Below are 22,904 nucleotides of genomic sequence, written 5' to 3' on the forward strand. Positions count from 1 at the left end.
CTGGGCAAAGGCCGGCAACGGTCGCGGCCGTGCGCCCAGGAGAAATGCGCACCATGCGTTCGTACACCACCAAGCTGACCGTCGCCGCGCTCGCGGCGGCCACCGCCCTCTCGCTCGCGGCCTGCGGGCCGGACAACCCGGACACCCCGGCCGGTACCGGCGGCGCCACCGGCGCGGCCCCGGCCCAGACCGGCGCGCCCCAGACCGGCGCGACCCCGGGTGCCACCGCCGGGGGCGCAGCCGGCGGTTCGGCCGCGGCCCCCTCGGGCGCGGCCCCCTCCGGTGCGGCGGGCGGGGCCGGCACGGCGGGCGGCGGGGCCGGTGCCGGAGCCGTCCCGGCGGCCGCCACCAGCGTGAAGGTCGGCCAGAGCGCCACCGTGGACTTCGCCGACAAGACCTCCAAGGTCGCCACCAAGCTGGAGGTCACCATCACCGGCGTCGAGGCCGGTTCGGCGCAGGACTTCACCGCCGCCAAGATCAGCATCGTCGGCCTGGAAGGCCGCACCCCGATGTACGTCAGCTACACCATCAAGAACCTCGGGGACGCCAGCCTCTCCTTCACCGCCCCGGACTCGAAGCTCGTGCTCTTCGACACCACGGGCAAGAAGGGCGTCAACGTCCTGACCGCCGCGACCCCGCTGCCCAAGTGCACCGGCGCGAAGTTCCAGGGCGTGGCCAAGGGCGCCGAGGTCAAGGGCTGCACCATCATCTCCACCCCCGGCAACACCCCGGCCGCCGTCGGCTACACCGACCTGGCCGACCCGCTGAAGCTCCAGGCCTCCTGGACCAAGTGACGCCCAGTCACCGCCGGACACGCGGACGGCCCCCGCCACCTCGACAGGTGGCGGGGGCCGTCCGGACCGGACCGGTCAGCGGTCCTCAGTCCTCAGTCCTCGTCGTCGTCGCCCTCGATGGCGGCCTGGCGGCCGCTGGAGAGCGCCTCGAAGGCGAGGAACTCGGACTCGGCCGCGTCCCGGCCCTTCTGCTTCTCGCGACGGCGGTCGACCGCCGGGCGCGGGGTCTCGAAGCGGTGGTCCTCACCACGGCGGCCGAGCATCTCGGCACCGGCGGCCATGGTCGGCTCCCAGTCGAAGACGACGGCGTTCTCCTCGGGGCCGATGATGACGGTGTCGCCCTCGTGCGCCCCGATCTTCCACAGCTCCTGCTCGATCCCGAGGCGGGCCAGCCGGTCGGCGAGGTAGCCGACGGCCTCGTCGTTGCTGAAGTCGGTCTGGCGGACCCAGCGCTCCGGCTTGACGCCGCGGATGCGGTACGCGCCGTCCTCCTCGGTGATGGTGAAGCCGGCGTCGTCGACGGCCTTGGGCCGCAGCACGATCCGGGTCGACTCCTCGGCCGGCTTGGCGGCGCGCGCCTCGGCGACGATCCCGGCCACGGCGAAGCTCAGCTCGCGCAGGCCCTTGCGGGAGGCGGCGGAGACCTCGAACACCCGGTAGCCGCGCTCCTCCAGGGAGGCGCGGGTCAGGTCGGCGATGTCCTGGCCGTCCGGGACGTCCACCTTGTTGAGCGCGACCAGGCGCGGACGGTCTTCCAGACCGCCGTACTCGGCGAGCTCGGCCTCGATGGTCTCCAGGTCGGTCAGCGGGTCGCGGCCGGGCTCCAGGGTGGCGCAGTCCAGCACGTGCACCAGCACCGAACAGCGCTCGACGTGGCGCAGGAACTCCAGGCCCAGGCCGCGGCCCTGGCTGGCGCCCGGGATCAGGCCGGGCACGTCGGCGATGGTGTAGACGGTGTCGCCCGCGGTGACCACGCCCAGGTTGGGGATCAGGGTGGTGAACGGGTAGTCCGCGATCTTCGGCTTGGCGGCCGAGAGCACCGAGATCAGCGAGGACTTGCCGGCGCTCGGGTAGCCGACCAGGGCCACGTCGGCGACGGACTTGAGCTCCATGACGATGTCACGGGCCTCGCCGGGCTCGCCGAGCAGCGCGAAGCCGGGCGCCTTGCGGCGGGCCGAGGCCAGCGCGGCGTTGCCGAGGCCGCCGCGGCCGCCCTGGGCCGCGACGAAGCTGGTGCCGTGGCCGACCAGGTCGGCCAGCACGTTGCCCTTGCGGTCCAGCACCACGGTGCCGTCCGGCACCAGCAGGACGAGGTCCTCGCCGTCCGCGCCGGTGCGGTGGCCGCCCGCGCCGGGCTTGCCGTTGGTGGCCTTGCGCTTGGGCGAGTGGTGGTACTCCAGCAGGGTGGTGACCTGCGAGTCCACGGTGAGGATGACGCTGCCGCCCTCCCCGCCGTTGCCGCCGTCCGGGCCGCCGAGCGGCTTGAACTTCTCGCGGTGCACGGAGGCGCAGCCGTGGCCCCCGTTACCCGCGGCGACGTGAAGTTCGACGCGGTCCACGAAGGTGGTCATGGGTGTGCCTCCAGTGCGCGAGAGTCTGCTTGCTACCTGCGTAAAGCGTGAAGGGTGGACCGGAGAATTCCGGCCCACCCTTCACTGTGAGTCTTGTCCCGACCCGGTGGGTCTTCTCAGACTCGGGAGTCCGCGGGGACTCAGGCCTCGACGGCCACGATGTTGACGACCTTGCGGCCACGACGGGTGCCGAACTGCACCGCACCGGCGGTCAGCGCGAACAGGGTGTCGTCGCCACCGCGGCCGACACCGGCACCCGGGTGGAAGTGGGTGCCGCGCTGGCGGACGAGGATCTCGCCGGCGGAGACGACCTGGCCACCGAAGCGCTTCACGCCGAGGCGCTGGGCGTTCGAGTCACGGCCGTTACGAGTAGAGCTTGCGCCCTTCTTGTGTGCCATTTTTCGCTATCCCCTTACTTGCTGACCGAGTCGATGCTGGTGATGCGCACCGCGGTGTGCTGCTGACGGTGACCCTGACGGCGGCGGTAGCCGGTCTTGTTCTTGTAACGCAGGATGACGATCTTGTCACCCTTGGTCTGGTCGACCACCTCGGCGTGAGCCTTCACGCCGGCCAGGACCCACGGGTCGGAGGTGACAGCGTCACCGTCGACGACGAGGATGGTCGAGAGCTCGACCGAGTCACCCGGCTTGGCCTCGATACGGTCGATCTCCAGCACGTCGCCGACGGCGACCTTGTGCTGGCGGCCGCCTGCGCGAACGATCGCGTACATGCGGTACCTGCTTTCCTTGCTCGGTCGGAACCCCCGACGCCAGCCACCTGGGTACGGACACAGGAGCCTCTCCCCGGCCCTCCGCGCGAACGCGGTGACCTCGGGAAGGTGATGTGCTCGGGAGCAATGGCGTAGACACGCCGATGGTCAAGAATACGGACCGGCCGCCCGGGGGGCAAACCGGCCCGTACGGCCCGGGGCGGGATCACTCCCGCCCCGGGGCGTGGGCACTACTCGGACGCCGTATCACCCTCGGCGGCCGCGGCCTTCTTGGCCGCCGCGCTCGTCCGCTTGGTGGCGGTCTTGCGGGCGGTGGTCTTCTTGGCCGCCGTGGTGGTCTTCTTGGCGGCGGTCTTCTTCGCGGCGGTCTTGCGGGCGGCCCGCTTCTTCGGCGCCGGCGCCTCCTCGGCCGCAGCCTCGGCGGCGGCCTCGACGGCCTCCGGTGCCTCGACGGCCTCCGGAGCCTCGGCGACGACCGCGGCCTCCGCGGCCACGACCGGCTCACCCGGCGCCTCGGTGACGGCCTCGGCCGCGGCTTCCGCGACCGCCGGGGCGGCGGCCTCCAGGGCCGCCTCCAGCGCCGCCTCGGCCTTGGCCTGGAGCACCACGATCTCGGCGGTGCCCGGGGAGCCCGCCGGAGCGGTCGCCTTGCGCACCGCGCGGCGGCGCGGACGGCCCGCCGGAGCGGCGGCCGGGGCCTCCGCCACGGGAGCCTCGACGACCGGGGCCGGGATGGCGGGAGCCGCCTCGGCCGGGGCCTCGACGCCCGGGACCTCCAGGGCCAGCTGGCCCTCGATCTCCTCGCGCACCGGCTCGGCCGGCTCGGCGAAGGCCTCCACCGCGACCGGCTCGGCCGCCACGGCCACCGCGGCCTCGACGGCCTGCGGCTCCTCGTGGCCCGCGCCGCCCTTGCCCCGGCGACGGCGCTTGCCGCTGCCCGCACCGGCCTCGCCCGCCACCACGGGGGCGTGGACGTGGGCGCTCGGCTGCTCCATGTGGACGATCACGCCGCGGCCGTTGCAGTGCACGCACGGCTCGGAGAAGGACTCCAGCAGGCCCTGGCCGACCCGCTTGCGGGTCATCTGGACCAGGCCCAGCGAGGTGACCTCGGCCACCTGGTGCTTGGTCCGGTCCCGGCCCAGGCACTCCAGCAGGCGGCGCAGCACCAGGTCGCGGTTGGACTCCAGCACCATGTCGATGAAGTCGATCACGATGATGCCGCCGAGGTCGCGCAGCCGCAGCTGGCGCACGATCTCCTCGGCCGCCTCGATGTTGTTCCGGGTGACCGTCTCCTCCAGGTTGCCGCCCTGGCCGACGAACTTCCCGGTGTTGACGTCGATGACGACCATCGCCTCGGTGCGGTCGATCACCAGCGAACCGCCGCTGGGCAGCCAGACCTTGCGGTCCAGCGCCTTCATCAGCTGCTCGTCGATCCGGTAGGTGGCGAACACGTCCACCTCGGAGGTCCACCGCTGGAGCCGCTCGGCGAGGTCCGGGGCCACGTTGGAGACGTACTCGTGGATGGTCTTCCACGCCTCGTCGCCGGAGACGATGACCTTGGTGAAGTCCTCGTTGAAGATGTCGCGGACGACCCGGACGGTCATGTCCGGCTCGCCGTACAGCAGCGCCGGGGCGTTGCCGGTCGCGGCCTTCTTCTGGATGTCCTCCCACTGCTGCTGGAGGCGCTGGACGTCGCGGGTCAGCTCCTCCTCGGAGGCGCCCTCGGCGGCGGTGCGCACGATGACGCCCGCGTCGTCCGGGACGATCTTCTTGAGGATCTGCTTCAGCCGGGCGCGCTCGTTCTCCGGGAGCTTGCGCGAGATGCCGGTCATCGAGCCCTCGGGCACGTACACCAGGTAGCGGCCGGGCAGCGAGATCTGGCTGGTCAGGCGGGCGCCCTTGTGGCCGATCGGGTCCTTGGAGACCTGCACCAGCACGGACTGGCCGGACTTCAGCACCGACTCGATCCGGCGCGGGCCGCCGTGGCCCAGCGCGCCGAAGTTGACCTCGCCGGCGTACAGCACCGCGTTGCGGCCCTTGCCGATGTCGACGAAGGCGGCCTCCATCGACGGCAGCACGTTCTGGACCTTGCCCAGGTAGACGTTGCCGACGTACGAGGTGGCCTGCTCCTTGTTGACGTAGTGCTCGACCAGCACGCCGTCCTCGAGGACGCCGATCTGGGTCCGCTGGCCGCTCTGGCGCACCACCATGACGCGCTCGACCGACTCGCGGCGGGCCAGGAACTCGGCCTCGGTGATGATCGGCACCCGGCGGCGGCCCAGCTCGCGGCCCTCGCGGCGGCGCTGCTTCTTGGCCTCCAGACGGGTCGAGCCCTTGATGGACTGCACCTCGTCCGGGTCGAACGACGGCTCGGTGGAACGGCGGCGCGGCTCGCGCACCTTCACCACCGTACGGACGCCGTCCTCGGTGGTCTCGGCGGTCTCGACGGCGCCGGCCTCACCGCTGCGGCGGCGACGGCGACGGCGGCGGCGCGACGAGGACAGGCCGGCGGCCAGGTCGTCGTCCTCCTCGCCCTCGTCCTCGGCGACGGCCTCGGCCGACTCCTCGACGGACTGCTCGGTCTCGACGGCCTCGGCGGCCTCGAACTCCTCGGCCTCACCGCGGCGACGGCGGCGACCGCCCCGGCGGCGACGGCGCGACGGACGGCCGTCCTCCCACTCGTCCTCGGTCTCCGGACCGGCGGCGGGGGCCTCGACGGCGGGCGCCTCGACGACCGGGACCTCGACGACGGGCGCCGCGACCGGCGCCTTCGCCGCGGCCTTGGCGGCCTTCGCGGCGGCCTTCACCGGAGCCTGGGCACCCGACTTGCGACGGGTCGGCTCGACCCGGGTGCGGACCCGGCGGCGACGGCCGACACCGCTGTACTCGAACTCGTCGTCCTCCTCCTCGCGCCCGGCCTGCACCGGGGCCGCGGCCGGAGCCTCGGCCTTCGCCGGGGCGGCGGCGGGCTGCTGCGGAGCGGCCTGCGCCACCGGAGCGGACGGCGCGGCCGGTGCCGCCTGAGCGGACGGCGCGACGAAGGCGGCGGGCTCCTGGAACACCGGCGCCTGGAAGACGGCGGTGGCCGGGCGGACCGCACGGCGGCGCACCCGGTGGGGCGGCTCGGCCTCGGCGGCCGGGGCGGCAGCGGCGGGCCGGGCGGCCGGCGCGGCGGCGGGGGCCTCGGCGGCCTCCTCCTCGGGCTCCTCCGCGACGGCGGGCTCCTCGGCCTGCGGCTCCTCGGCGGCGGGCTCCGCCACCGGGGCCTCGACGACCGGCGCGGCCTCGACCACGCGACGGCGGCGGGGGCGGCGGGCCGGAGCGGCCGGGGCCTCCTCGGCCACCGGCTCGGCGGCGGGGGCCTCCACGGCGGGGGTCTCGACGGCGGGCACCTCGACGACGGGTGCCGCGGCCTCGGCCACGGGGGCACCGGCGGGCGCCTCGGCGCGCTTGCGGGTACGGCGGGCCCGGACGGGCTTCTCGGCGGCCGGCTCGGCCGTCGGCTCGGCGGTCTCCGCCTTCGCGGCCTTGGCGGCCCTGGTGGTCTTCGAGGCCTTCGCGGCCTTCACGGGGGCCTCGGCCACCGGGGCCTCGACGGCCTCCGGCGCGGTCACCACGATCGGGGTGGCCTCCGGCGCCCCGGCCGGGGCCTCGGCGCGCTTGCGGGTACGGCGGGCCCGGACGGGCTTCTCGGCGGCCGGCTCGGCCGTCGGCTCCACGGCCGGAGCCGGGGCGGCCGCGGGGGCCTCGGCCGGCACGACCGTCTCGGCCGCGTCGGCGGCCGCACCCTGCGGGGTACCCGCCGGGCGGGACACCGCGCGGCGGCGACGGCGCGGCGGCGCGGCGGACGCGCCCTCACCACCGGTCGCGGCGGTTTCGTTCTGTTCCGTGGCCGCAGTCTGCTGCGGATCGGTGTTATCGAGCATGCGGGTGGATCTCCCGTCAGGCCCCCGGGCTCCGCATCCGGGCACGGCACGGCACCGCTGGGCGGCCGGCATCACGACGATGCCTGGACCGGACCCTTGGAACGGTGCCGCCGCGCGGACGCGAGGCCGCACAGGGGCTCGTAGTCTCGCTCGGCGCCCCGCACACGGCGGGGTGTCGAAAGTCTTCTGGTCTGACCAGTCTTCTGAGGTTTTCCCAAGCTGCGCCGTCCCCCAACCCCGGGTGGCTCCCGGACGGGGTCCCGGACCGGCCGACCTTCCTGGTCGGCAGGCCCCGGTTGGCAGGCCTGCGCTGCGACGACGCTCGCTCCCCTGGGGAGCCGCGGGAACCCTGGAGGACCGTCGGGCCCAGTGAGGCACTGGGCCCGGCCTCCCCCCGCTAGGCGGACGCGGTAGCGTGCGGCCCTGCTGCCGGCTCCGAGCCGACCGGGGCCGCTGCGCGGTCGAGCGCCAGCGGGTCGGTCACCGTGCCGGACTCCTCGTCGAGCGGCCCCTGCGCCAGCCTGGTCACCTCTGCGGGGACCGGCGGCGCCAGGTCGGCCGTCACACGGAGACCGGACAATACGTCGTCGGGTCGTACGGCTGGTGTGGCGTGTCGTACTACCAGGCGCAGTATCGCACAGGGACGGCCGGTCCGAACATCGCGGTCGGTTCCGGCCCCGGCGTCCGCACCGGCCTCGACCTGGGCCGGGACGGCTTCCAGCGCCGCCACCGCGCCCCGCGCGTCGAAGACCCGCAGGCCGTTCTTGGTGCGGCGCTCGACCTCGACCCGCTCGGCGGCGAGGAAGCGCGCGACCGCGTCGGCGGCCGCGTCGGGCTCGACACCGTCCAGCCGGAGCAGCCACTCGGAGGCCTCCAGGCGCTCCACGAAGTTCGGCGTCCGCACCTCGACCGCGTCGATCACGTCCAGGCCCGTCGGCAGCGACTCGTCCAGCTGCGCCCGCAGCTGCTCGGGGTCGCGGACAGCGGCCAGGCCGATCTCCAGGTACTCCGCCTCGCTCGCCACCCCGGTCGGGGCCGCGTTCGCGTAGGAGACCTTCGGGTGCGGGGTGAAGCCGGCCGAATAGGCCATCGGAACGGCGGACCGGCGCAGGGCGCGCTCGAAGGCGCGCTGGAAGTCGCGGTGGCTGGTGAAGCGGAGCCGGCCGCGCTTGGTGTAGCGGAGACGAATCCGCTGCACCGTCGGCGCGGGCGGCGGACCGTCGGGCGTACGGCGTGCCAGGGTCGCTCAGTCCTTAGTCAGTTGTCCCCGTCCGGCGTGGCGTCTTCCCGCCACTGTCCGGACTCTGTCACCTCAAAGGGTACGCGCCCCGCCACCCCCCTCGCTCCGCCCCTGGTCAGCCACCGGTCCCCCGCACGCCGCGACCCCCGGCCGAATCAGTCCGGCCGGGGGTCGCGGGTGTGACGTGCGCTACTTGTTGACGACCGTCAGGGGGAGCATCTTCTTGCCGGTGGGGCCGATCTGGATCTGGGTGTCCATCTGCGGGCACACGCCGCAGTCGAAGCACGGGGTCCAGCGGCAGTCGTCGACCTCGACCTCCTCCAGGGCGTCCTGCCAGTCCTCCCAGAGCCAGTCCTTGTCGAGGCCGCTGTCCAGGTGGTCCCAGGGCAGCACCTCCTCGTAGGTGCGCTCGCGGGTGGTGTACCAGTCGACGTCGACGCCGGTGCCGGCCAGGCCCTTCTCGGCGCAGGCCATCCAGCGGTCGTAGGAGAAGTACTCGCGCCAGCCGTCGAAGCGGCCGCCGTCCTCGTAGACCTCGCGGATGATCGCGCCGACCCGGCGGTCGCCGCGGGAGAGCAGGCCCTCGACGATGCCCGGCTTGCCGTCGTGGTAGCGGTAGCCGATGTTCTTGCCGTACTTGCGGTCGCCGCGGATGGAGTCGCGCAGCTTGGCCAGGCGGGCGTCGGTGGCCTCGGCGGACAGCTGCGGGGCCCACTGGAACGGGGTGTGCGGCTTGGGCACGAACCCGCCGATGGAGACGGTGCAGCGGATGTCGTTCTGGCCGGTGACCTCGCGGCCCTTCTGGATGACGTTCTTCGCCATCTCGCCGATCTGGAGCACGTCCTCGTCGGTCTCGGTGGGCAGGCCGCACATGAAGTACAGCTTCACCTGGCGCCAGCCGTTGCCGTACGCGGTGGCGACGGTGCGGATCAGGTCCTCCTCCGACACCATCTTGTTGATGACCTTGCGCATGCGCTCGCTGCCGCCCTCGGGGGCGAAGGTGAGGCCCGAGCGGCGCCCGTTGCGGGACAGCTCGTTGGCGAGGTCGATGTTGAAGGCGTCGACGCGGGTGGACGGCAGCGACAGGCCGATCTTGTCCTCGGTGTAGCGGTCCGCCAGGCCCTTGGCGATGTCGCCGATCTCGGTGTGGTCGGCGCTGGACAGCGACAGCAGGCCGACCTCCTCGAAGCCGGTCGCCTTCAGCCCGCGCTCCACCATCTCGCCGATGCCGGTGATGCTTCGCTCCCGCACGGGGCGCGTGATCATGCCGGCCTGGCAGAAGCGGCAGCCGCGGGTGCAGCCGCGGAAGATCTCCACGGACATCCGCTCGTGCACCGTCTCGGCGAGCGGGACCAGCGGCTGCTTCGGGTACGGCCACTCGTCGAGGTCCATCACGGTGTGCTTGGACACCCGCCACGGCACGCCGGGGGCGTTCGGCACGACGCGGCTGATCCGGCCGTCGGCCAGGTACTCCACGTCGTAGAACTTGGGGACGTAGACCCCGCCGGTGCGGGCCAGGCGCAGCAGCAGCTCGTCCCGGCCGCCCGGGCGGCCCTCGGCCTTCCAGGCGCGGATGATCTCCGTGATGTCGAGGACGGCCTGCTCGCCGTCGCCGACCACGGCGCAGTCGATGAAGTCCGCGATCGGCTCCGGGTTGAAGGCCGCGTGGCCGCCGGCCAGGACGATCGGGTCGTCGATGGTGCGGTCCTTGGCCTCCAGCGGGATGCCGGCCAGGTCGAGCGCGGTCAGCATGTTCGTGTAGCCGAGCTCGGTGGAGAACGACAGGCCGAACACGTCGAAGGCCTTCACCGGGCGGTGGGCGTCCACGGTGAACTGCGGGACGTGGTGCTCGCGCATCAGCGCCTCGAGGTCCGGCCAGACGCTGTAGGTGCGCTCGGCGAGCACACCCTCACGCTCGTTCAGCACCTCGTAGAGGATCATGACGCCCTGGTTGGGCAGCCCGACCTCGTAGGCGTCGGGGTACATCAGCGCCCAGCGGACGTCGCAGGCGTCCCAGTCCTTGACGGTCGAGTTCAGCTCGCCGCCGACGTACTGGATCGGCTTCTGGACGTGCGGGAGGAGGGCCTCCAGGCGTGGGAAGACCGATTCGACAGTCATGTACTAGGAACCCTTACGACGTGATTCGGTGCCGCGAGTCGGCACGGGAGGGGTGACCCTCAAGGGTAGCCCAATCCGGGGAACGGGCCGTCTGCCCCGGTTCACGGGCCCTCCGCGCTCCGGCGCGACCCCGGACGGCCGGTCTCCGCCCGCACCCGCCGGTGTCCACCGGTGCCCACCGGTGGCCTCCCGTGCCCGCTGGTGCCCGCCCCGGCACGCGCGGTGGGCGCCCGCCGGCCGGTCCCGTCCGCCGTTGACACGCCCGGACGGCCCGTGCGGTACTGACAGGGCTCCGCCAAAGACATCTGCACCCCTTCCGGACAAGGAAGTTGAGTCGTACGCTCGGCCCTCGTCGGTTTTCCGGCCGGCACGCCTCTCCCTCCCCACGGGCCGCCCACGGACGGCCCCGTCCGTCCCCGCACGGCCGCCGTTCCCGGCCCGCGGTGCCACGCCCAGCCCCGTCCCCCTCCCCCGTCCCCCCGCCCGCACGCCGTGCCCGGCGGCGCACCCGCACGCCCGCGCCCCGGCGGCCGTACGACCGGCGCAAGGAGAACCATGACCGACACCGGTCGGCGGATCCGCCCGCTCCGGACCCTCGACACCCGGCCGGCCCGCTACCCAACGCCGGCCCAGGCCGAGTCCGCCGCACGGCGGCTCGCCCTGCGGCACCCGGACCGCTGCCGGCTGCGCGAGGTGGGCCGCTCCCGGGCCGGCCGCCCGCTGCTGCTGCTCTCCGTGGACCGCGGCCCGCGGGCCGTCCTGGTGGTCGGCGGCCCGCACCCCAACGAGCCGATCGGCACCGCCGGGACCGTCCGGCTCGCCGAGGTGCTGCTCGACCGCCCCGCCCGCCCCGGACTCTCCTGGCACCTGCTGCTCTGCCTCGACCCCGACGGCGCCGCGCTCAACGCCGGCTGGCTGGACGGCCCGCTCACCATGCGGCGCCACTACGAGCACTTCTTCCGCCCCTCCTTCGAGGAGCAGCCCGAGCTGCTGCCCGCCCCCGGCTCCGGCCGCCCGCCGATGCCGGAGAGCCTGGCGCTGACCGGACTGATCGACGAACTGCGCCCGTTCCTCCAGTGCTCGCTGCACGGGGTGGACTTCGGCGGCGCGTTCGCCCAGCTCACCCGCCCCGTCCCGGGCCTGGCCGGGCGCTTCGCCCGCTCCGCGCAGCGGGCCGGCGTGCCGCTCGACGTGGACTCCTACGACGCGATCGGCTGGGCCAGCCCGGACCCGGGCACCTACCTGATGCCGTCTCCGGGCACCGGCGGCTCCCGGGCCCTGCCGGACGAGCCCGAGCTGTCCACCTGGTCGTACGCGGCCCGGTACGGCGCGGTCTCCGCGGTGCTGGAGGTCCCGATGTGGGCCGTCGACGCGGTCGGCGACGCCCACCGCCACCCGGCCGGCCCGCAGGCCCTCGCGGCCGCCGCCCGCGACCTCACCGCACGCGCCGCGGACCTCACCGCCCTGCTCCCGGCCGTCCGCGCGCACCGGCCCGGGGCGCCCGGCCACGAGGCGTACGGCCCGCTGCTGCGCACCGCCGAGTCCAGCCTGGCGGTCGCCCCGCGGGTGGCCGAGGAGTGGCTGGAGCGCTGGGGCGCCGAACCGCTCACCGCCTCCCGGGTGACCACCGCCGGACTGGTCGCCGCCCGCGTACCGCTGCGGGTCGCGTCGATCCTGCTGCGGCTGCTCGCCGACACCCGCGGCCCCGGCGTCGAGGCCGCCCGCGACCGCGCCCGCACCGTCGTCGCCGACAGCCTCGACCGGCTGCGCCACCGCTTCGGCACCCGCTGGGTGCCCGTCCAGGAGCAACTCGCCCACCAGACCCGCGCCGTCCTCACCACCGCCGACTGCCTGCTCTGAACCCGCCCCGGCCCCGGACACGACAGCGCCCCCGGACACGACAGCGGGGCCGGCCCGGGAAATCCGGACCGGCCCCGCCGCCGCACGGCGCGGCGCGCTCAGGCCGCTATCGGCCGCTGGCTCCGCACCGCCTGGAGCAGCCCGATGGCGATCCAGTTGGCGAACATCGACGAGCCGCCGTACGAGACGAACGGCAGCGGGATGCCCGCGACCGGCATGATGCCCAGGCACATCCCTATGTTCTCGAAGGCCTGGAAGGCCATCCAGGCGATGACCCCGGCCGCCACGATCGTCCCGTACAGGTCGGTCGCCTGCCGGGCGATCCGGCAGGCCCGCCAGAGGATCACGCCGACCAGCGCGATGATCGCCAGCGCCCCGACGAAGCCCAGCTCCTCGCCGGCCACGGTGAACACGAAGTCGGTCTGCTGCTCCGGCACGAACTGCCCGACGGTCTGGGTGCCGTGGAACAGCCCCTTGCCGGTCAGTCCGCCCGAGCCGATCGCGATCCGGGCCTGCGCGGTGTTGTAGCCGACGCCGTTCGGGTCCAGCTGCGGGTTGGCGAAGGCGGCGAAGCGGTCGATCTGGTACTGGCTCAGCAGCCCGAACTTCCAGATCGCCACGCATCCGGCGGTGCCCGCCACCAGCAGGCCGAGCACCCAGCGGTTCGCCGCGCCGGAGCCGAGCAGGATGCCCAGCACGATGGCGGCCATCACCATCACCGAGCCGGCGTCCGGCATCAACAGCACTATGCACATCGGCACCCCGGCCCAGAGCAGGCCCCGGAACACCGCCCGGTGCGAGGGGAACTCCCGCTCCCCCGCGTCCACCTGGTCCGACAGCACGACCGCCATCGCCAGCACGATCGCGAGCTTCGCGAACTCGGCCGGCTGGATCGAGAAGCCACCGCCGAGCTGGATCCACGAGTGCGCGCCGTTGATGGTCGAGCCGAGCGGGCTGAGCGTCGCCAGCAGCAGCACGAGCACGCCGACGTACAGGAACGGCACGATCGTGCGGAAGCGCCGACTCCCTATCGCTATCACCACGGAGCACAGCACCAGCCCGACCACGAAGTTGGTCAGGTGCCGGTACAGGAAGTACTGCGGGTCCCCGTGGGTCAGCGAGTCGCGCCCGCGGGTGGCCGACCAGACCAGCAGCGAGCTGCCGGCCGAGAGGGCGAGGGCGGCCACCAGCAGTATCCAGTCCAGCCGCCAGAGCGGTGAGTCCTTGGACAGCGCCTTGGAGACCCCGCGGCGCTGCGGGGCCAGCCGCAGCTGCCGGTACGAGCCGTAGGAGGTCATGCCCGTCCCCTTCCCGGTCCGCGCGTGGGTTCGAGCGCGGCGTCGGCCGCGGTGTACGACGCCGGACGGTCGGCCGGCGGCGTCCGGTCGAGGAAGGCCGTCGCCGGGGCCGGCTGCGCCGTGGCCGTGTCGAGCAGCGCCGGAGCGGCGGCGACGGCCTGGGCCTGGAGGCCCGGGGCCTGGGCGCCCTGCGCCGCGTCGGCGCCGTACGAGACCGGCTTGATGATCGCGGTGCCGTCCGGGTTGAACTTCGGCAGCTCGGCCTGCGGCGCGGGCAGCAGCGCCTTGCCGCTGTCGATGCCGCCCTTGTCGTCCACGCCGTACAGCGCCTGGTAGATCCGGCGGATGGCGTCGCCGGAGCCGCCGGAGCCGGTGCCGCCCTGGCTTATCGTCATGACGACCGCGTAGTCCTTGCTGTACGTGGTCAGCCAGGAGGTGGTCTGCTTGCCCTCGACCTCGGCGGTGCCGGTCTTGGCGTGCAGCGTGATCTTGTCCTGCGGCCAGCCGTTGAACTTCCAGGCGGCGGTACCGCTCTTGATGACGCTCTCGGTGGCCTGGTTGATGTAGCTGAGCAGCTTCTCGTCGCCGGGGAACTTGGCGTCCTCGTGCGGGGCGATCTCGCGGACGAGGTCCCCGCCCGGGCTTATCACGGCCTTGGCGATGGTCGGCCGGTAGAAGGTGCCGCCGTTGGCGAGCGCCGAGTAGATCCGGGCCATCTGGACCGGGGTGACGAGGGTGTCGCCCTGGCCGATCGCGAAGTTGACGGCGTCACCGGCGCGCATCTGGTAGCCGTCGACGCAGTTCTCCCGGGCGATCTGGTCGGAGTAGCTGTTGCCGCCCTTCTGCCCCTGGGCGCACCAGGCGTCCTTGTTGTTGTCGTAGAAGGACTGCTTCCACTGCCGGTCCGGCACCCGGCCGGTGACCTCGGACGGCAGGTCGATGCCGGTCTTGGCGCCGAGGCCGAACTCGTGGGCGGTCTTGAAGAACCAGTCGCCCGGGTCCTTCTTGGGCTTGATGCCGCCGTCCTTCATCCACTGGTCGTACGCCAGGCCGTAGAAGACGGTGTCGCAGGAGACCTCCAGCGCCTTCTCCAGGGAGATCTGGCCGAAGTTCTCGCTCTCGAAGTTCTTGAACTCGCGGCCGCCGATGGTCATGCTCTTCGGGCAGTCGTAGCGGCCGTCCAGCGAGTAGCCGGCCTGCACGGCGGCGGTGGTGGAGATGACCTTGAAGGTCGAGCCGGGGGCGGACTGACCCTGTATGGCCCGGTTCAGCAGCGGGAAGTTGGAGTCCTTGCTGGTCAGCGACTGGTAGTCCTTGCCGCTGATGCCGCCCACCCAGAGGTTCGGGTCGTAGGTCGGGGCGCTCGCCATCGCGACGATCCGCCCGGTGTGCACGTCCATCACCACGGCGGCGCCGGAGTCGGCCTCGTAGTTGCGGTTGGTGATCTTGTCGAAGGTGTTCCGGGCGTCGTTCATGGCCTGCGCCAGGTTGTCCTCGACCACCTTCTGCACCCGGGCGTCGATGCTGGTGACCAGGTTGTCACCGGTCTGCGGGGCGACGGTGCCGGCGTTGCCGATCACCCGGCCGAGGTTGTCGACCTCCAGCTTGGTGATGCCCGCGGTGCCGCGCAGGTCGCGGTCGTACACCGACTCCAGGCCGGCCCGCCCGATCTGGTCGGCCGGCAGGTAGCGGTCCAGGCCGCTCTTGCCGGCGGTCTTGCTGACCTCCTCGTCGGTGACCGGCGAGAGGTAGCCGAGCACCTGGGCCATGTTGGCGCCCTCGGCGCCGGTGTAGCGGCGTACGGCGGTGGGCTGCGCGGTGATCCCGGGGAAGTCCTCGCGGCGCTCCATTATCTGCATCGCCTGCTGGGTGGTCGCCTCCTTGGTGACCGGGATCGGCTGGTACGGCGAACCGTTCCAGCAGGGCTGCGGGGTCTTGGCGTCGCAGAGCCGGACCTTCTCCTGCACGTCCTTGGCCGGCATCCCCAGCACCTCGGCCAGCCGGGACAGCACCGCCTTGCCGCCGTCCTTCTGCTGGAGCAGCGAGGTGCGGCTGACCGAGACCACCAGCCGGGTCTCGTTGCCGGCCAGCACCCGCCCGGAGGCGTCCAGGATCTCGCCGCGGACGGCCGGCTCGACCACCTCGCGGATGTGGTTGCCGGTCGCCTTGGCGGTGTACTCCTTGGCGTTGCGGATCTGCAGGTACCACAGCCGTCCGCCGAGGGTGGCGAGCAGCGACAGCACCAGGATCTGCAGCACCACCAGACGGATCGTCACCCGTCGGGTGCGGCCGGTCTCGGGGATGTTGCTCACGTCTCGTGCGCTCCAGGATGCGGGGAGGTCGGGTGGTCGGGGCCGGAGGGCCGGGCGGCCGGGGCCGGGCGGCGGTCCGGTTACGGGCGGCGGGCGAAGCCCGGCACGCGCCGCTTCTTGTACGACGGGCCCGTCGAGGTGTCGCGGGTGGTGCGGTAGCGGGCCAGCGTGCCCAGGCCGGAGCCGCCCTCGTCGTCGTCCGCGGCGGCCACCGGGTCGCGGCCGAAGCGGCGGCCGAGGTACATCACCAGCGGCACCACGAAGGGGGCCAGCAGCAGGTCGTAGAGCAGGGCGCTGATGACCAGTCCGCCGAGGCCGACGTGCCGGGCCGCGGTGTCGCCGACCAGGGCGCCGACCATCGCGTAGAGCAGGGTGGAGGCGACCGCCGCGGCGCCGACCACGACCAGCGAGCCGGCCACGGACCGCTGGCGGCCGTGGTCCGGGCGCAGCAGCCCGGCAGCGTAGCCCATCAGGCAGAGCACCAGCGCGTAGCGGCCGATGGCGTGGTCGGAGGGCGGCGCGAGGTCGGCCAGCAGGCCCCCCGCGAAGCCGACCAGGCAGCCGCCGGTGGGCCCGTAGACCATGGCCAGGCCGACCACGACGAGCAGCAGTATGTCCGGGGTGGCTCCCGGGAGCTGGAGCCGGCCGAACACGCTGACCTGGAGGATCAGGCCGAACAGGACGAGGCCGGCGGAGACGGGGATGCGGGCGAGGCGCATGGCTCAGTTCCCCCCAGTGGGCTTGGCGGGCGGGGCGGCGGGCGCGGAGGCCGGGACCTGGCCGGGCACGGAGGCCGGGACCTGGCCCGGCGCGGCGGCCGGCTGGCCCGCGGCGGGCGCCGGCGGCAGGACGGCGTCGCGCGGGTCGGCGCGCGGCGGCACGACCACCACGCCGACCAGGTCCAGCCGGGTGAACTGGACGAAGGGCTCGACCAGGACGGTCTTGGTCAGCTGGCCGGCGTTGGCCTGGACCTCGACGACCTTGCCGACCGGGACGCCGGGGACGAAGGGGCGGCCGCTCTGCGAGCCGAAGGTGACCAGCCGGTCGCCGGCCTTGACCTGGGCCTTGCCGTTGAGCAGGGAGACCTTCATCGGGCTGTCGCCGCCGCCGGAGGCGAAGCCGATCTCGCCGGTGCCCTCCAGCCGGGTGCCGGCCGAGAAGCCGGGGTCGGAGGCGAGCAGCACGGTGGCGGTGGTGGGCGCGACGGTGGTGATCCGGCCGACCAGGCCCTGACCGTTGATCACCGTCATGTCGCGGGTGAGGCCGTCGTCGCTGCCAGCGTCGATGGTGATGGTCCAGGAGAAGCCCTGGGCCGGGCCGATCGCGATGACCTGGGCGGCCTTGACGGTGTAGCCGCCGGCGCCGGCGGTGCGCAGCAGGTCGTCCAGCTGTTTGGTGCGCCCGGTGGCCATGTCGGAGGAGGCGAGCTTCTGCCGGAGTTCGGTGTTCTCGCGGGCGAGCTGGTCGGTGCGGCCGCTGTCGGTGGCCGCGTCGCGGAAGGCGCGGACGGTGTCGGCGACCGGGTCGACGACGGTGGCGGCTCCGCGCTCGACCGGTCCGAGGACGCTGGCGGCGGCGTGCCGGGCGGGCCCGAGCGGGGAGTCCTCACCGCCCTTGATGTCCACGGTGATCAGCGCGAAGGCGACGGCCACCAGCAGGATCAGCAGCAGCCGGCTCTCTCGTGTGTCCCTCACGGTGCTGGTACTGCCCCTTCGTACCTGGCCGCCGCCCGGGGCTGTGGGGCCCGGGCGGCGGCCCGTTCAGTCGAGTGTCTGATGTGACGCGTGGTGCCGGTGGTGCGGCGACCTGTCAACGACGCGGCGAAGCGTCGAGTACCTGCTGGAGCGCCTCGAACTCCTCGACGCACTTGCCGGAGCCGAGCGCGACGGAGTCGAGCGGGTTCTCCGCGATGTGGATCGGCATGCCGGTCTCGCGGCGCAGCCGCTCGTCCAGGCCGCGCAGCAGGGCGCCGCCGCCGGTGAGCACGATGCCCCGGTCCATGACGTCGCCGGCCAGCTCTGGCGGGCACTGGTCGAGGGTGGTCTTGACCGCGTCGATGATCGCGTTGACGGGCTCGTCGATGGCCTCGCGGACCTCGGCGGCGGAGATGACCACGGTCTTGGGCAGACCGCTGACCAGGTCGCGGCCGCGGATCTCGGCGTGCTCGTCCTTCTCGCCCTCCAGGCCGAAGGCGCTGCCGATGCTCATCTTGATCTGCTCGGCACTGCGCTCGCCGAGGAGCAGCGAGTACTCCTTCTTGATGTGCTGGACGATCGCGTTGTCCAGCTCGTCGCCGGCGACCCGGATGGACTGGGCGGTGACGATGCCGCCGAGGGAGATCACGGCGACCTCGGTGGTGCCGCCGCCGATGTCGACGACCATGTTGCCGGTGGCCTCGTGGACGGGCAGGCCGGCGCCGATCGCGGCGGCCATCGGCTCCTCGATGATGTGCACCTGGCGGGCGCCGGCCTGCGAGGAGGCCTCGATGACGGCGCGGCGCTCGACGCCGGTGATGCCGGAGGGCACGCAGACCACGACGCGGGGGCGGGCGAGGTAGCGGCGGCGGTGGATCTTGAGGATGAAGTACCGCAGCATCCGCTCGGTGATCTCGAAGTCGGCGATCACACCGTCCTTGAGCGGGCGGATGGCGACGATGTTGCCCGGGGTGCGGCCGATCATCTTCTTGGCCTCGGCGCCGACGGCGAGGATGCCGCCGGTGTTGGTGTTCACCGCGACGACGGACGGCTCGTTCAGAACGATGCCCTTGCCCCTGACGTACACCAGCGTATTGGCTGTTCCGAGGTCGATCGCCAAGTCGCGGCCGATGAACGACAGGTTGCTCGCCATGGGGTGTGGGTGCCTTCCCGGGCTCGGAGTTCATGGGGGGGTGGACGAATGCGCGCGTCCACGCGTGGGCGGAGAACAGCTGAGCTGTCTTACCGGGCCCTTGAGTCGCGTCCATCGTAGCCACGCCACTCGGTACGGACGTCGGCGTGGGGCATACCGTCCATTGTCCGGGGCGTGATCGCATCTCCGAGGATTGGGACGCCGTGTCGGCGCCGCCAGTTCCCTATTTCACGATAAGAATGCCCCGGCCGGGCCAATGGTCCCGACCGGGGCGGTACGAACGTCCCCCCGGGCGTGTCGCCCGGGTCCCGCTCGCCGGATCAGGCGTGCGCGGGGAAGAAGATCTTGATCTCGCGCTCGGCGGACTCCGGGGAGTCGGAGGCGTGGATCAGGTTCTCGCGGGTGATCGTCGCGTAGTCGCCGCGGATGGTGCCGGCCCCGGCCTCCAGCGGGTTGGTGGCGCCGGCCAGCATGCGGATGCCCTTGACGACCTCCTCGCCCTCGACGATCAGCGCGATCGACGGGCCGGTGGTCATGAACTCCAGCAGCGGCTCGTAGAACGGGCGGCCCACGTGCTCCGCGTAGTGCTGCTCCAGCGTCGCCCGGTCGAAGGTGCGCAGCTCGATGGCGGCGAACCGCCAGCCGGCCTTGCGCTCGATGCGGCTGATGATCTCGCCGGCCAGGCCGCGGCGGACGGCGTCGGGCTTGAGCAGGACGAGAGTGCGCTGGGACACGGTGCGTCTCCTGGGGATTCGGTTCGGCAGACAGTCGGGTCGACAGGCGGCGCCGACAGGGCAGAGATTACCTTGCGTACACGGCGTGTCGGTCCGCTGGTCCGGGCCTCAGGCCTGTACGGCGGCGGCCTCCGCGGCGGCCCGGGCGGCCTTGAACGCGTCCACCTTGCGGCCGTAGTGCACCGAGCACCACCACAGGCCGGCGAAGACCACGCCGAGCCCGAACATGGTCGGCAGCACGAAGCCGCTGGCGATCAGCCCGATCTGCAGCGCCCAGCCGATCTGCACCGCGCCGGGGCGGTCGATCATGCCGCAGAGCAGGACGCACAGCGCCATCGCGATGCCGCTGACCGTCCAGATCTCCGCGTTGGAGACGTCGGTGAGCCGCATCGCGACCAGCGCCGCGAACAGGACCAGCAGCACTTCGCCGATCAGAGTCGAGGAGCAGAGCGTCCTCATGTCACTTCCTCCCGAGCAGCAGGCGGGCCTCGCCCACCGTGATGACCGAACCGGTGACCAGCACCCCGGCGCCGCCGAGGTCGCCCTCCTCCTCGGCGAGGCTGACGGCGGCGGCGATGGCGTCGTCGAGCCGGGGCTCGACCTGCACGCGGTCCTCGCCGAAGATCTCGACGGCGAGGGCGGCGAGCGCGTCGACGTCCATCGCGCGGTGGGTGGAGTTCTGGGTGATGACGACCTCGGCCAGGATCGGCTCGAAGGCCTCCAGCACGCCGGCCACGTCCTTGTCCCCGGAGGTGCCGATCACGCCGACGAGCCGGGTGAAGCCGAAGGACTCGGTGAGCGCGGCCACGGTGGCGCGGGCGCCGTGCGGGTTGTGCGCGGCGTCCAGGACGATCGTGGGGCTGCGGCGGACGACCTCCAGGCGGCCCGGCGAGGAGACGCCGGAGAAGCCCTGGCGGACCTTGTCCACGTCCAGCTGCCCGCCGCGCGCGCCGCCGACGCCGAAGAAGGCCTCGACCGCGGCCAGGGCGAGGGCCGCGTTGTGCGCCTGGTACTCGCCGTGCAGCGGGATGAAGACGTCCTCGTACTCCTCGCCGCCGAGTCCGCGCAGCGTCACCAGCTGGCCACCGACGGCGAGTTCGCGGCGGATCACGCCGAACTCCATGCCCTCGCGGGCGACCGTGGCGTCCACCTCGACGGCGCGGCGCAGGATGTTCTGGGCGGCGTCCAGCTGCTGCTGGGCGACGACGGCGACGGCACCGGACTTGATGATCCCGGACTTCTCGACCGCGATCTCGCCGGTGGTCTCACCGAGCTTGTCGGTGTGGTCCAGCCCGATCGGGGTGATCACGGCGACGGCGGAGTCGATGACGTTGGTGGCGTCCCAGGAGCCGCCCATGCCGACCTCGACCACGCCGACGTCCACCGGGGCGTCGGCGAAGGCCGCGTAGGCCATGCCGGTCAGCACCTCGAAGAAGGACATCGGCACCGGCTGCGCCGCGTCGACCATCTGCACGTAGGGCTCGATGTCGCGGTAGACCTCGACGAAGCGCTCGGGGGTGATCGGGGCGCCGTCCAGGGTGATCCGCTCGGTGACGGACTCCACGTGCGGGCTGGTGTAGCGGCCGGTGCGCAGCTCGAAGGTGTTGAGCAGCTGCTCGATCATCCGGGCGGTGGAGGTCTTGCCGTTGGTGCCGGTGATGTGGATGGAGGGGAAGGACCGCTGGGGCTGGCCCAGGATGTCCATCAGCGCCTCGATCCGGTCGAGCGAGGGCTCCAGTTTGTTCTCCGGCCAGCGCTTGGAGAGCTCCACCTCGACGTCGCGCAGGGCGTCGCCGGTGCCGCCGTCGGCGGGGCGGATGGTGTACGGGTTCGGGTCGGCCTTGTCGCTCACGTCCACAGTCTACGGAGCGCTGGCGGGTCCTCCTCACGGGGTGAGAACGACCACTTTGCCCGTTCTTTCCCATGATCAGCTAGTTTCCTCCCTTTACTATTGATTTAGCGATTTGAACCGCAATGAAGCATCGATTCGCAACCGATAGGAGCCTTCAGCCTTTGATCACTGGGAGCGCTGCGCCATGCCCGACGCCCTGCACGAATGGATCGTGCTTCGCCAGGACGCCGTCGTCTGGGTCGCCGGACTGATCTCCCTGGCGCTCGTCGGCTACATGGCCCTCGTCTTCGGACGCTTCCTCGTGTACTGGGCCGGCTCCCGCCACGCCTTCCGGCACGGCCGCCCCGCCGAGCCCGGCGACCCCGCCGCCTTCCGGTGGCACCTGGTGATCCCCTGCCGCGACGAGGAGGCCGTGGTCACCCAGACCCTGGACGGCCTGCGGACCAGCGCGCCCGAGGCCCACCTGTGGGTGATCGACGACGACAGCGAGGACGCCACCCGCGAGCTGGTCCTCGCCGCCGCGGCCCGCGACCCGCGGATCCACCTGGTCCAGCGCCGCCGCCCGCACGCCCGGATCGGCAAGGGCGCCGCCCTCAACGCCGCCTACCGGGAGATCTCCGCCCGGCTGCCCGAGGGCACCGACCGCTCCCGGGTGGTGATTGGCGTGGTCGACGCCGACGGACAGCTCGACCCCGGCACCCTCGCCCGGGTCTGCAACCCCAAGGCCCTCGGCCGGCCCGACACCGGCGCCGTCCAGATCGGCGTCCGGATGCGCAACGCCGACGACGAGCTCCCGCTGCCCGGCCGCGGCCGGATCGCCAACGCCCTGGCCCGCGCGCTGGTGCGGATGCAGGACGTCGAGTTCCAGGCCACCAACACCGGCATGCAGCTGCTGCGCCGCCGCACCGGCAGCGTCGGCCTCGGCGGCAACGGCCAGTTCGTCCGGCTCACCGCCCTCGACTCGCTCACCGCCGAGGAGGGCCGGGCCGGCCGCCCCTGGCCGGAGCGCGCCCTGCTGGAGGACTACGAGTCCGGCCTCGACCTGCGCCTGGCCGGCTGGCGGCTCACCCACGTCACCGAGGCCCAGGTCTCCCAGGAGGGCCTGATCTCGCCGCGCCGCTTCCTCACCCAGCGCACCCGCTGGGCCCAGGGCAACATGCAGTGCCTGCGCTACACCGGCCGGGTGCTGCGCTCGCCGCACTACACCGCGACCGGCAAGGCCGAGGTGCTGTACACCTTCCTCCAGCCGGTGGTCTGCGTGCTGCTGGTGCTGCTCTTCCCCGTCTCGCTCGGGATCACCGGCGCCGGGCTGGTGCTCTTCCCGGAGGAGACCGCCGAGTTCCAGCTCCGGTTCGGCCCGTGGATGCTGCTCGCCTTCGTGCTCGCCACGCTGCCGATGGTGTTCTGGGGCTTCGCCTACCGCCGGGCCGTCCACCCCGACCGCGGCCGGCTCACCGGGCTGCTCTGGGGCGTCCTGGTCTGGCTCTACGCCTACCACCTGTTCGTGGTCGCCACCCGGGCCGCGGTCCGGATGCTGCTCGGCCGCAACGGCTGGGCCAAGACCCGCCGCAACGCCGAGAAGACCGCCCTCGGCGCCCCCACCGCGCTCGAGTCCTGAGCCC

The 22,904-nt window shown here is 72.9% G+C and carries 17 protein-coding genes; 3 read left to right on the forward strand and 14 right to left on the reverse strand.

The annotated features are described in order from the left end of the window. The first annotated feature begins 44 nt into the window (after positions 1 to 44). The gene (locus tag ACFY4B_RS02565) at positions 45 to 794 is read left to right on the forward strand and encodes a hypothetical protein (RefSeq protein ID WP_387966276.1); all 750 of its coding nucleotides are present in this window, start codon (positions 45 to 47) and stop codon (positions 792 to 794) included. A gap of 92 nt (positions 795 to 886) precedes the next feature. Here ACFY4B_RS02565 and obgE read toward each other — a convergent pair whose 3' ends face one another. The 6 genes from obgE to ACFY4B_RS02595 form a co-directional block, all read right to left on the reverse strand. Next, positions 887 to 2,365, reverse strand: coding sequence for a GTPase ObgE (obgE, locus tag ACFY4B_RS02570; protein WP_049659936.1), 1,479 nt, complete (start codon positions 2,363 to 2,365; stop codon positions 887 to 889). 140 nt (positions 2,366 to 2,505) lie between these two features. Beyond that, positions 2,506 to 2,763 carry a 50S ribosomal protein L27 gene (gene rpmA / locus ACFY4B_RS02575; RefSeq protein ID WP_030309712.1) on the reverse strand — a complete coding sequence of 86 codons (258 nt, stop codon included), beginning with the start codon at positions 2,761 to 2,763 and terminating at the stop codon, positions 2,506 to 2,508. A gap of 14 nt (positions 2,764 to 2,777) precedes the next feature. Then, positions 2,778 to 3,095 (reverse strand): 50S ribosomal protein L21, encoded by a 318-nt coding sequence (gene rplU, locus ACFY4B_RS02580; RefSeq protein WP_045696828.1) that lies wholly within the window; start codon positions 3,093 to 3,095, stop codon positions 2,778 to 2,780. Positions 3,096 to 3,325: 230 nt separating this feature from the next. Continuing rightward, entirely contained in the window at positions 3,326 to 7,021 is a 3,696-nt protein-coding gene (locus ACFY4B_RS02585; protein WP_387966277.1) for a ribonuclease E/G, read from the reverse strand. A 397-nt stretch (positions 7,022 to 7,418) separates the two neighbouring features. Then, a complete protein-coding gene (locus tag ACFY4B_RS02590) occupies positions 7,419 to 8,219 on the reverse strand; it encodes a TIGR03936 family radical SAM-associated protein (RefSeq protein WP_049659422.1) in 801 nt (266 codons plus the stop codon). A 231-nt stretch (positions 8,220 to 8,450) separates the two neighbouring features. Then, positions 8,451 to 10,379, reverse strand: coding sequence for a TIGR03960 family B12-binding radical SAM protein (locus ACFY4B_RS02595; RefSeq protein ID WP_387966278.1), 1,929 nt, complete (start codon positions 10,377 to 10,379; stop codon positions 8,451 to 8,453). 555 nt (positions 10,380 to 10,934) lie between these two features. Between ACFY4B_RS02595 and ACFY4B_RS02600 the strand changes: the two genes are divergently transcribed. Beyond that, a complete protein-coding gene (locus ACFY4B_RS02600) occupies positions 10,935 to 12,239 on the forward strand; it encodes a M14 family zinc carboxypeptidase (protein ID WP_387966279.1) in 1,305 nt (434 codons plus the stop codon). A gap of 98 nt (positions 12,240 to 12,337) precedes the next feature. On the opposite strand, the gene rodA is transcribed toward ACFY4B_RS02600, so the two are convergent. The 8 genes from rodA to ACFY4B_RS02640 all read right to left on the reverse strand — a co-directional run bounded on the left by rodA (position 12,338) and on the right by ACFY4B_RS02640 (position 21,282). Further along, positions 12,338 to 13,537 (reverse strand): rod shape-determining protein RodA, encoded by a 1,200-nt coding sequence (gene rodA / locus ACFY4B_RS02605; RefSeq protein WP_049658703.1) that lies wholly within the window; start codon positions 13,535 to 13,537, stop codon positions 12,338 to 12,340. Beyond that, entirely contained in the window at positions 13,534 to 15,849 is a 2,316-nt protein-coding gene (gene mrdA / locus ACFY4B_RS02610) for a penicillin-binding protein 2 (protein WP_049658705.1), read from the reverse strand. The genes rodA and mrdA overlap by 4 nt, the downstream gene beginning before the upstream one ends. Positions 15,850 to 15,929: 80 nt before the next feature. Further along, entirely contained in the window at positions 15,930 to 16,568 is a 639-nt protein-coding gene (gene mreD / locus ACFY4B_RS02615) for a rod shape-determining protein MreD (RefSeq protein WP_049658707.1), read from the reverse strand. Positions 16,569 to 16,571: 3 nt separating this feature from the next. Beyond that, the gene (mreC, locus tag ACFY4B_RS02620) at positions 16,572 to 17,543 is read right to left on the reverse strand and encodes a rod shape-determining protein MreC (protein ID WP_074000688.1); all 972 of its coding nucleotides are present in this window, start codon (positions 17,541 to 17,543) and stop codon (positions 16,572 to 16,574) included. 115 nt (positions 17,544 to 17,658) lie between these two features. Beyond that, positions 17,659 to 18,684 (reverse strand): rod shape-determining protein, encoded by a 1,026-nt coding sequence (locus ACFY4B_RS02625; protein WP_049648984.1) that lies wholly within the window; start codon positions 18,682 to 18,684, stop codon positions 17,659 to 17,661. Positions 18,685 to 19,016: 332 nt separating this feature from the next. Next, the gene (gene ndk, locus ACFY4B_RS02630) at positions 19,017 to 19,430 is read right to left on the reverse strand and encodes a nucleoside-diphosphate kinase (protein WP_049648947.1); all 414 of its coding nucleotides are present in this window, start codon (positions 19,428 to 19,430) and stop codon (positions 19,017 to 19,019) included. Positions 19,431 to 19,538: 108 nt separating this feature from the next. After that, on the reverse strand, positions 19,539 to 19,889 hold the full coding sequence (locus ACFY4B_RS02635; protein ID WP_049648948.1) for a DUF4233 domain-containing protein: 351 nt from the start codon (positions 19,887 to 19,889) through the stop codon (positions 19,539 to 19,541). Position 19,890: 1 nt separating this feature from the next. Beyond that, entirely contained in the window at positions 19,891 to 21,282 is a 1,392-nt protein-coding gene (locus tag ACFY4B_RS02640) for a folylpolyglutamate synthase/dihydrofolate synthase family protein (protein ID WP_079271806.1), read from the reverse strand. 184 nt (positions 21,283 to 21,466) lie between these two features. On the opposite strand from ACFY4B_RS02640, the gene ACFY4B_RS02645 reads away from it, so the two are divergent. Beyond that, on the forward strand, positions 21,467 to 22,900 hold the full coding sequence (locus ACFY4B_RS02645; RefSeq protein WP_082345126.1) for a glycosyltransferase family 2 protein: 1,434 nt from the start codon (positions 21,467 to 21,469) through the stop codon (positions 22,898 to 22,900). The last annotated feature ends 4 nt before the right edge of the window (positions 22,901 to 22,904 follow it).

It is taken from the genome of Kitasatospora sp. NPDC001261 (genome assembly GCF_042896795.1).
Classification (GTDB): Bacteria; Actinomycetota; Actinomycetes; order Streptomycetales; family Streptomycetaceae; genus Kitasatospora.

Bases quoted from the DNA above. Each gene is read 5' to 3' on its own strand.
- mreD (WP_049658707.1), bottom strand. From the start codon at position 16,568: ATGCGCCTCGCCCGCATCCCCGTCTCCGCCGGCCTCGTCCTGTTCGGC.
- ACFY4B_RS02645 (WP_082345126.1), top strand. From the start codon at position 21,467: ATGCCCGACGCCCTGCACGAATGGATCGTGCTTCGCCAGGACGCCGTC.
- rplU (WP_045696828.1), bottom strand. From the start codon at position 3,095: ATGTACGCGATCGTTCGCGCAGGCGGCCGCCAGCACAAGGTCGCCGTC.
- rpmA (WP_030309712.1), bottom strand. From the start codon at position 2,763: ATGGCACACAAGAAGGGCGCAAGCTCTACTCGTAACGGCCGTGACTCG.
- ACFY4B_RS02595 (WP_387966278.1), bottom strand. From the start codon at position 10,379: ATGACTGTCGAATCGGTCTTCCCACGCCTGGAGGCCCTCCTCCCGCAC.
- ACFY4B_RS02635 (WP_049648948.1), bottom strand. From the start codon at position 19,889: ATGAGGACGCTCTGCTCCTCGACTCTGATCGGCGAAGTGCTGCTGGTC.
- obgE (WP_049659936.1), bottom strand. From the start codon at position 2,365: ATGACCACCTTCGTGGACCGCGTCGAACTTCACGTCGCCGCGGGTAAC.
- ACFY4B_RS02565 (WP_387966276.1), top strand. From the start codon at position 45: ATGCGCACCATGCGTTCGTACACCACCAAGCTGACCGTCGCCGCGCTC.
- ACFY4B_RS02585 (WP_387966277.1), bottom strand. From the start codon at position 7,021: ATGCTCGATAACACCGATCCGCAGCAGACTGCGGCCACGGAACAGAAC.
- ACFY4B_RS02600 (WP_387966279.1), top strand. From the start codon at position 10,935: ATGACCGACACCGGTCGGCGGATCCGCCCGCTCCGGACCCTCGACACC.
- rodA (WP_049658703.1), bottom strand. From the start codon at position 13,537: ATGACCTCCTACGGCTCGTACCGGCAGCTGCGGCTGGCCCCGCAGCGC.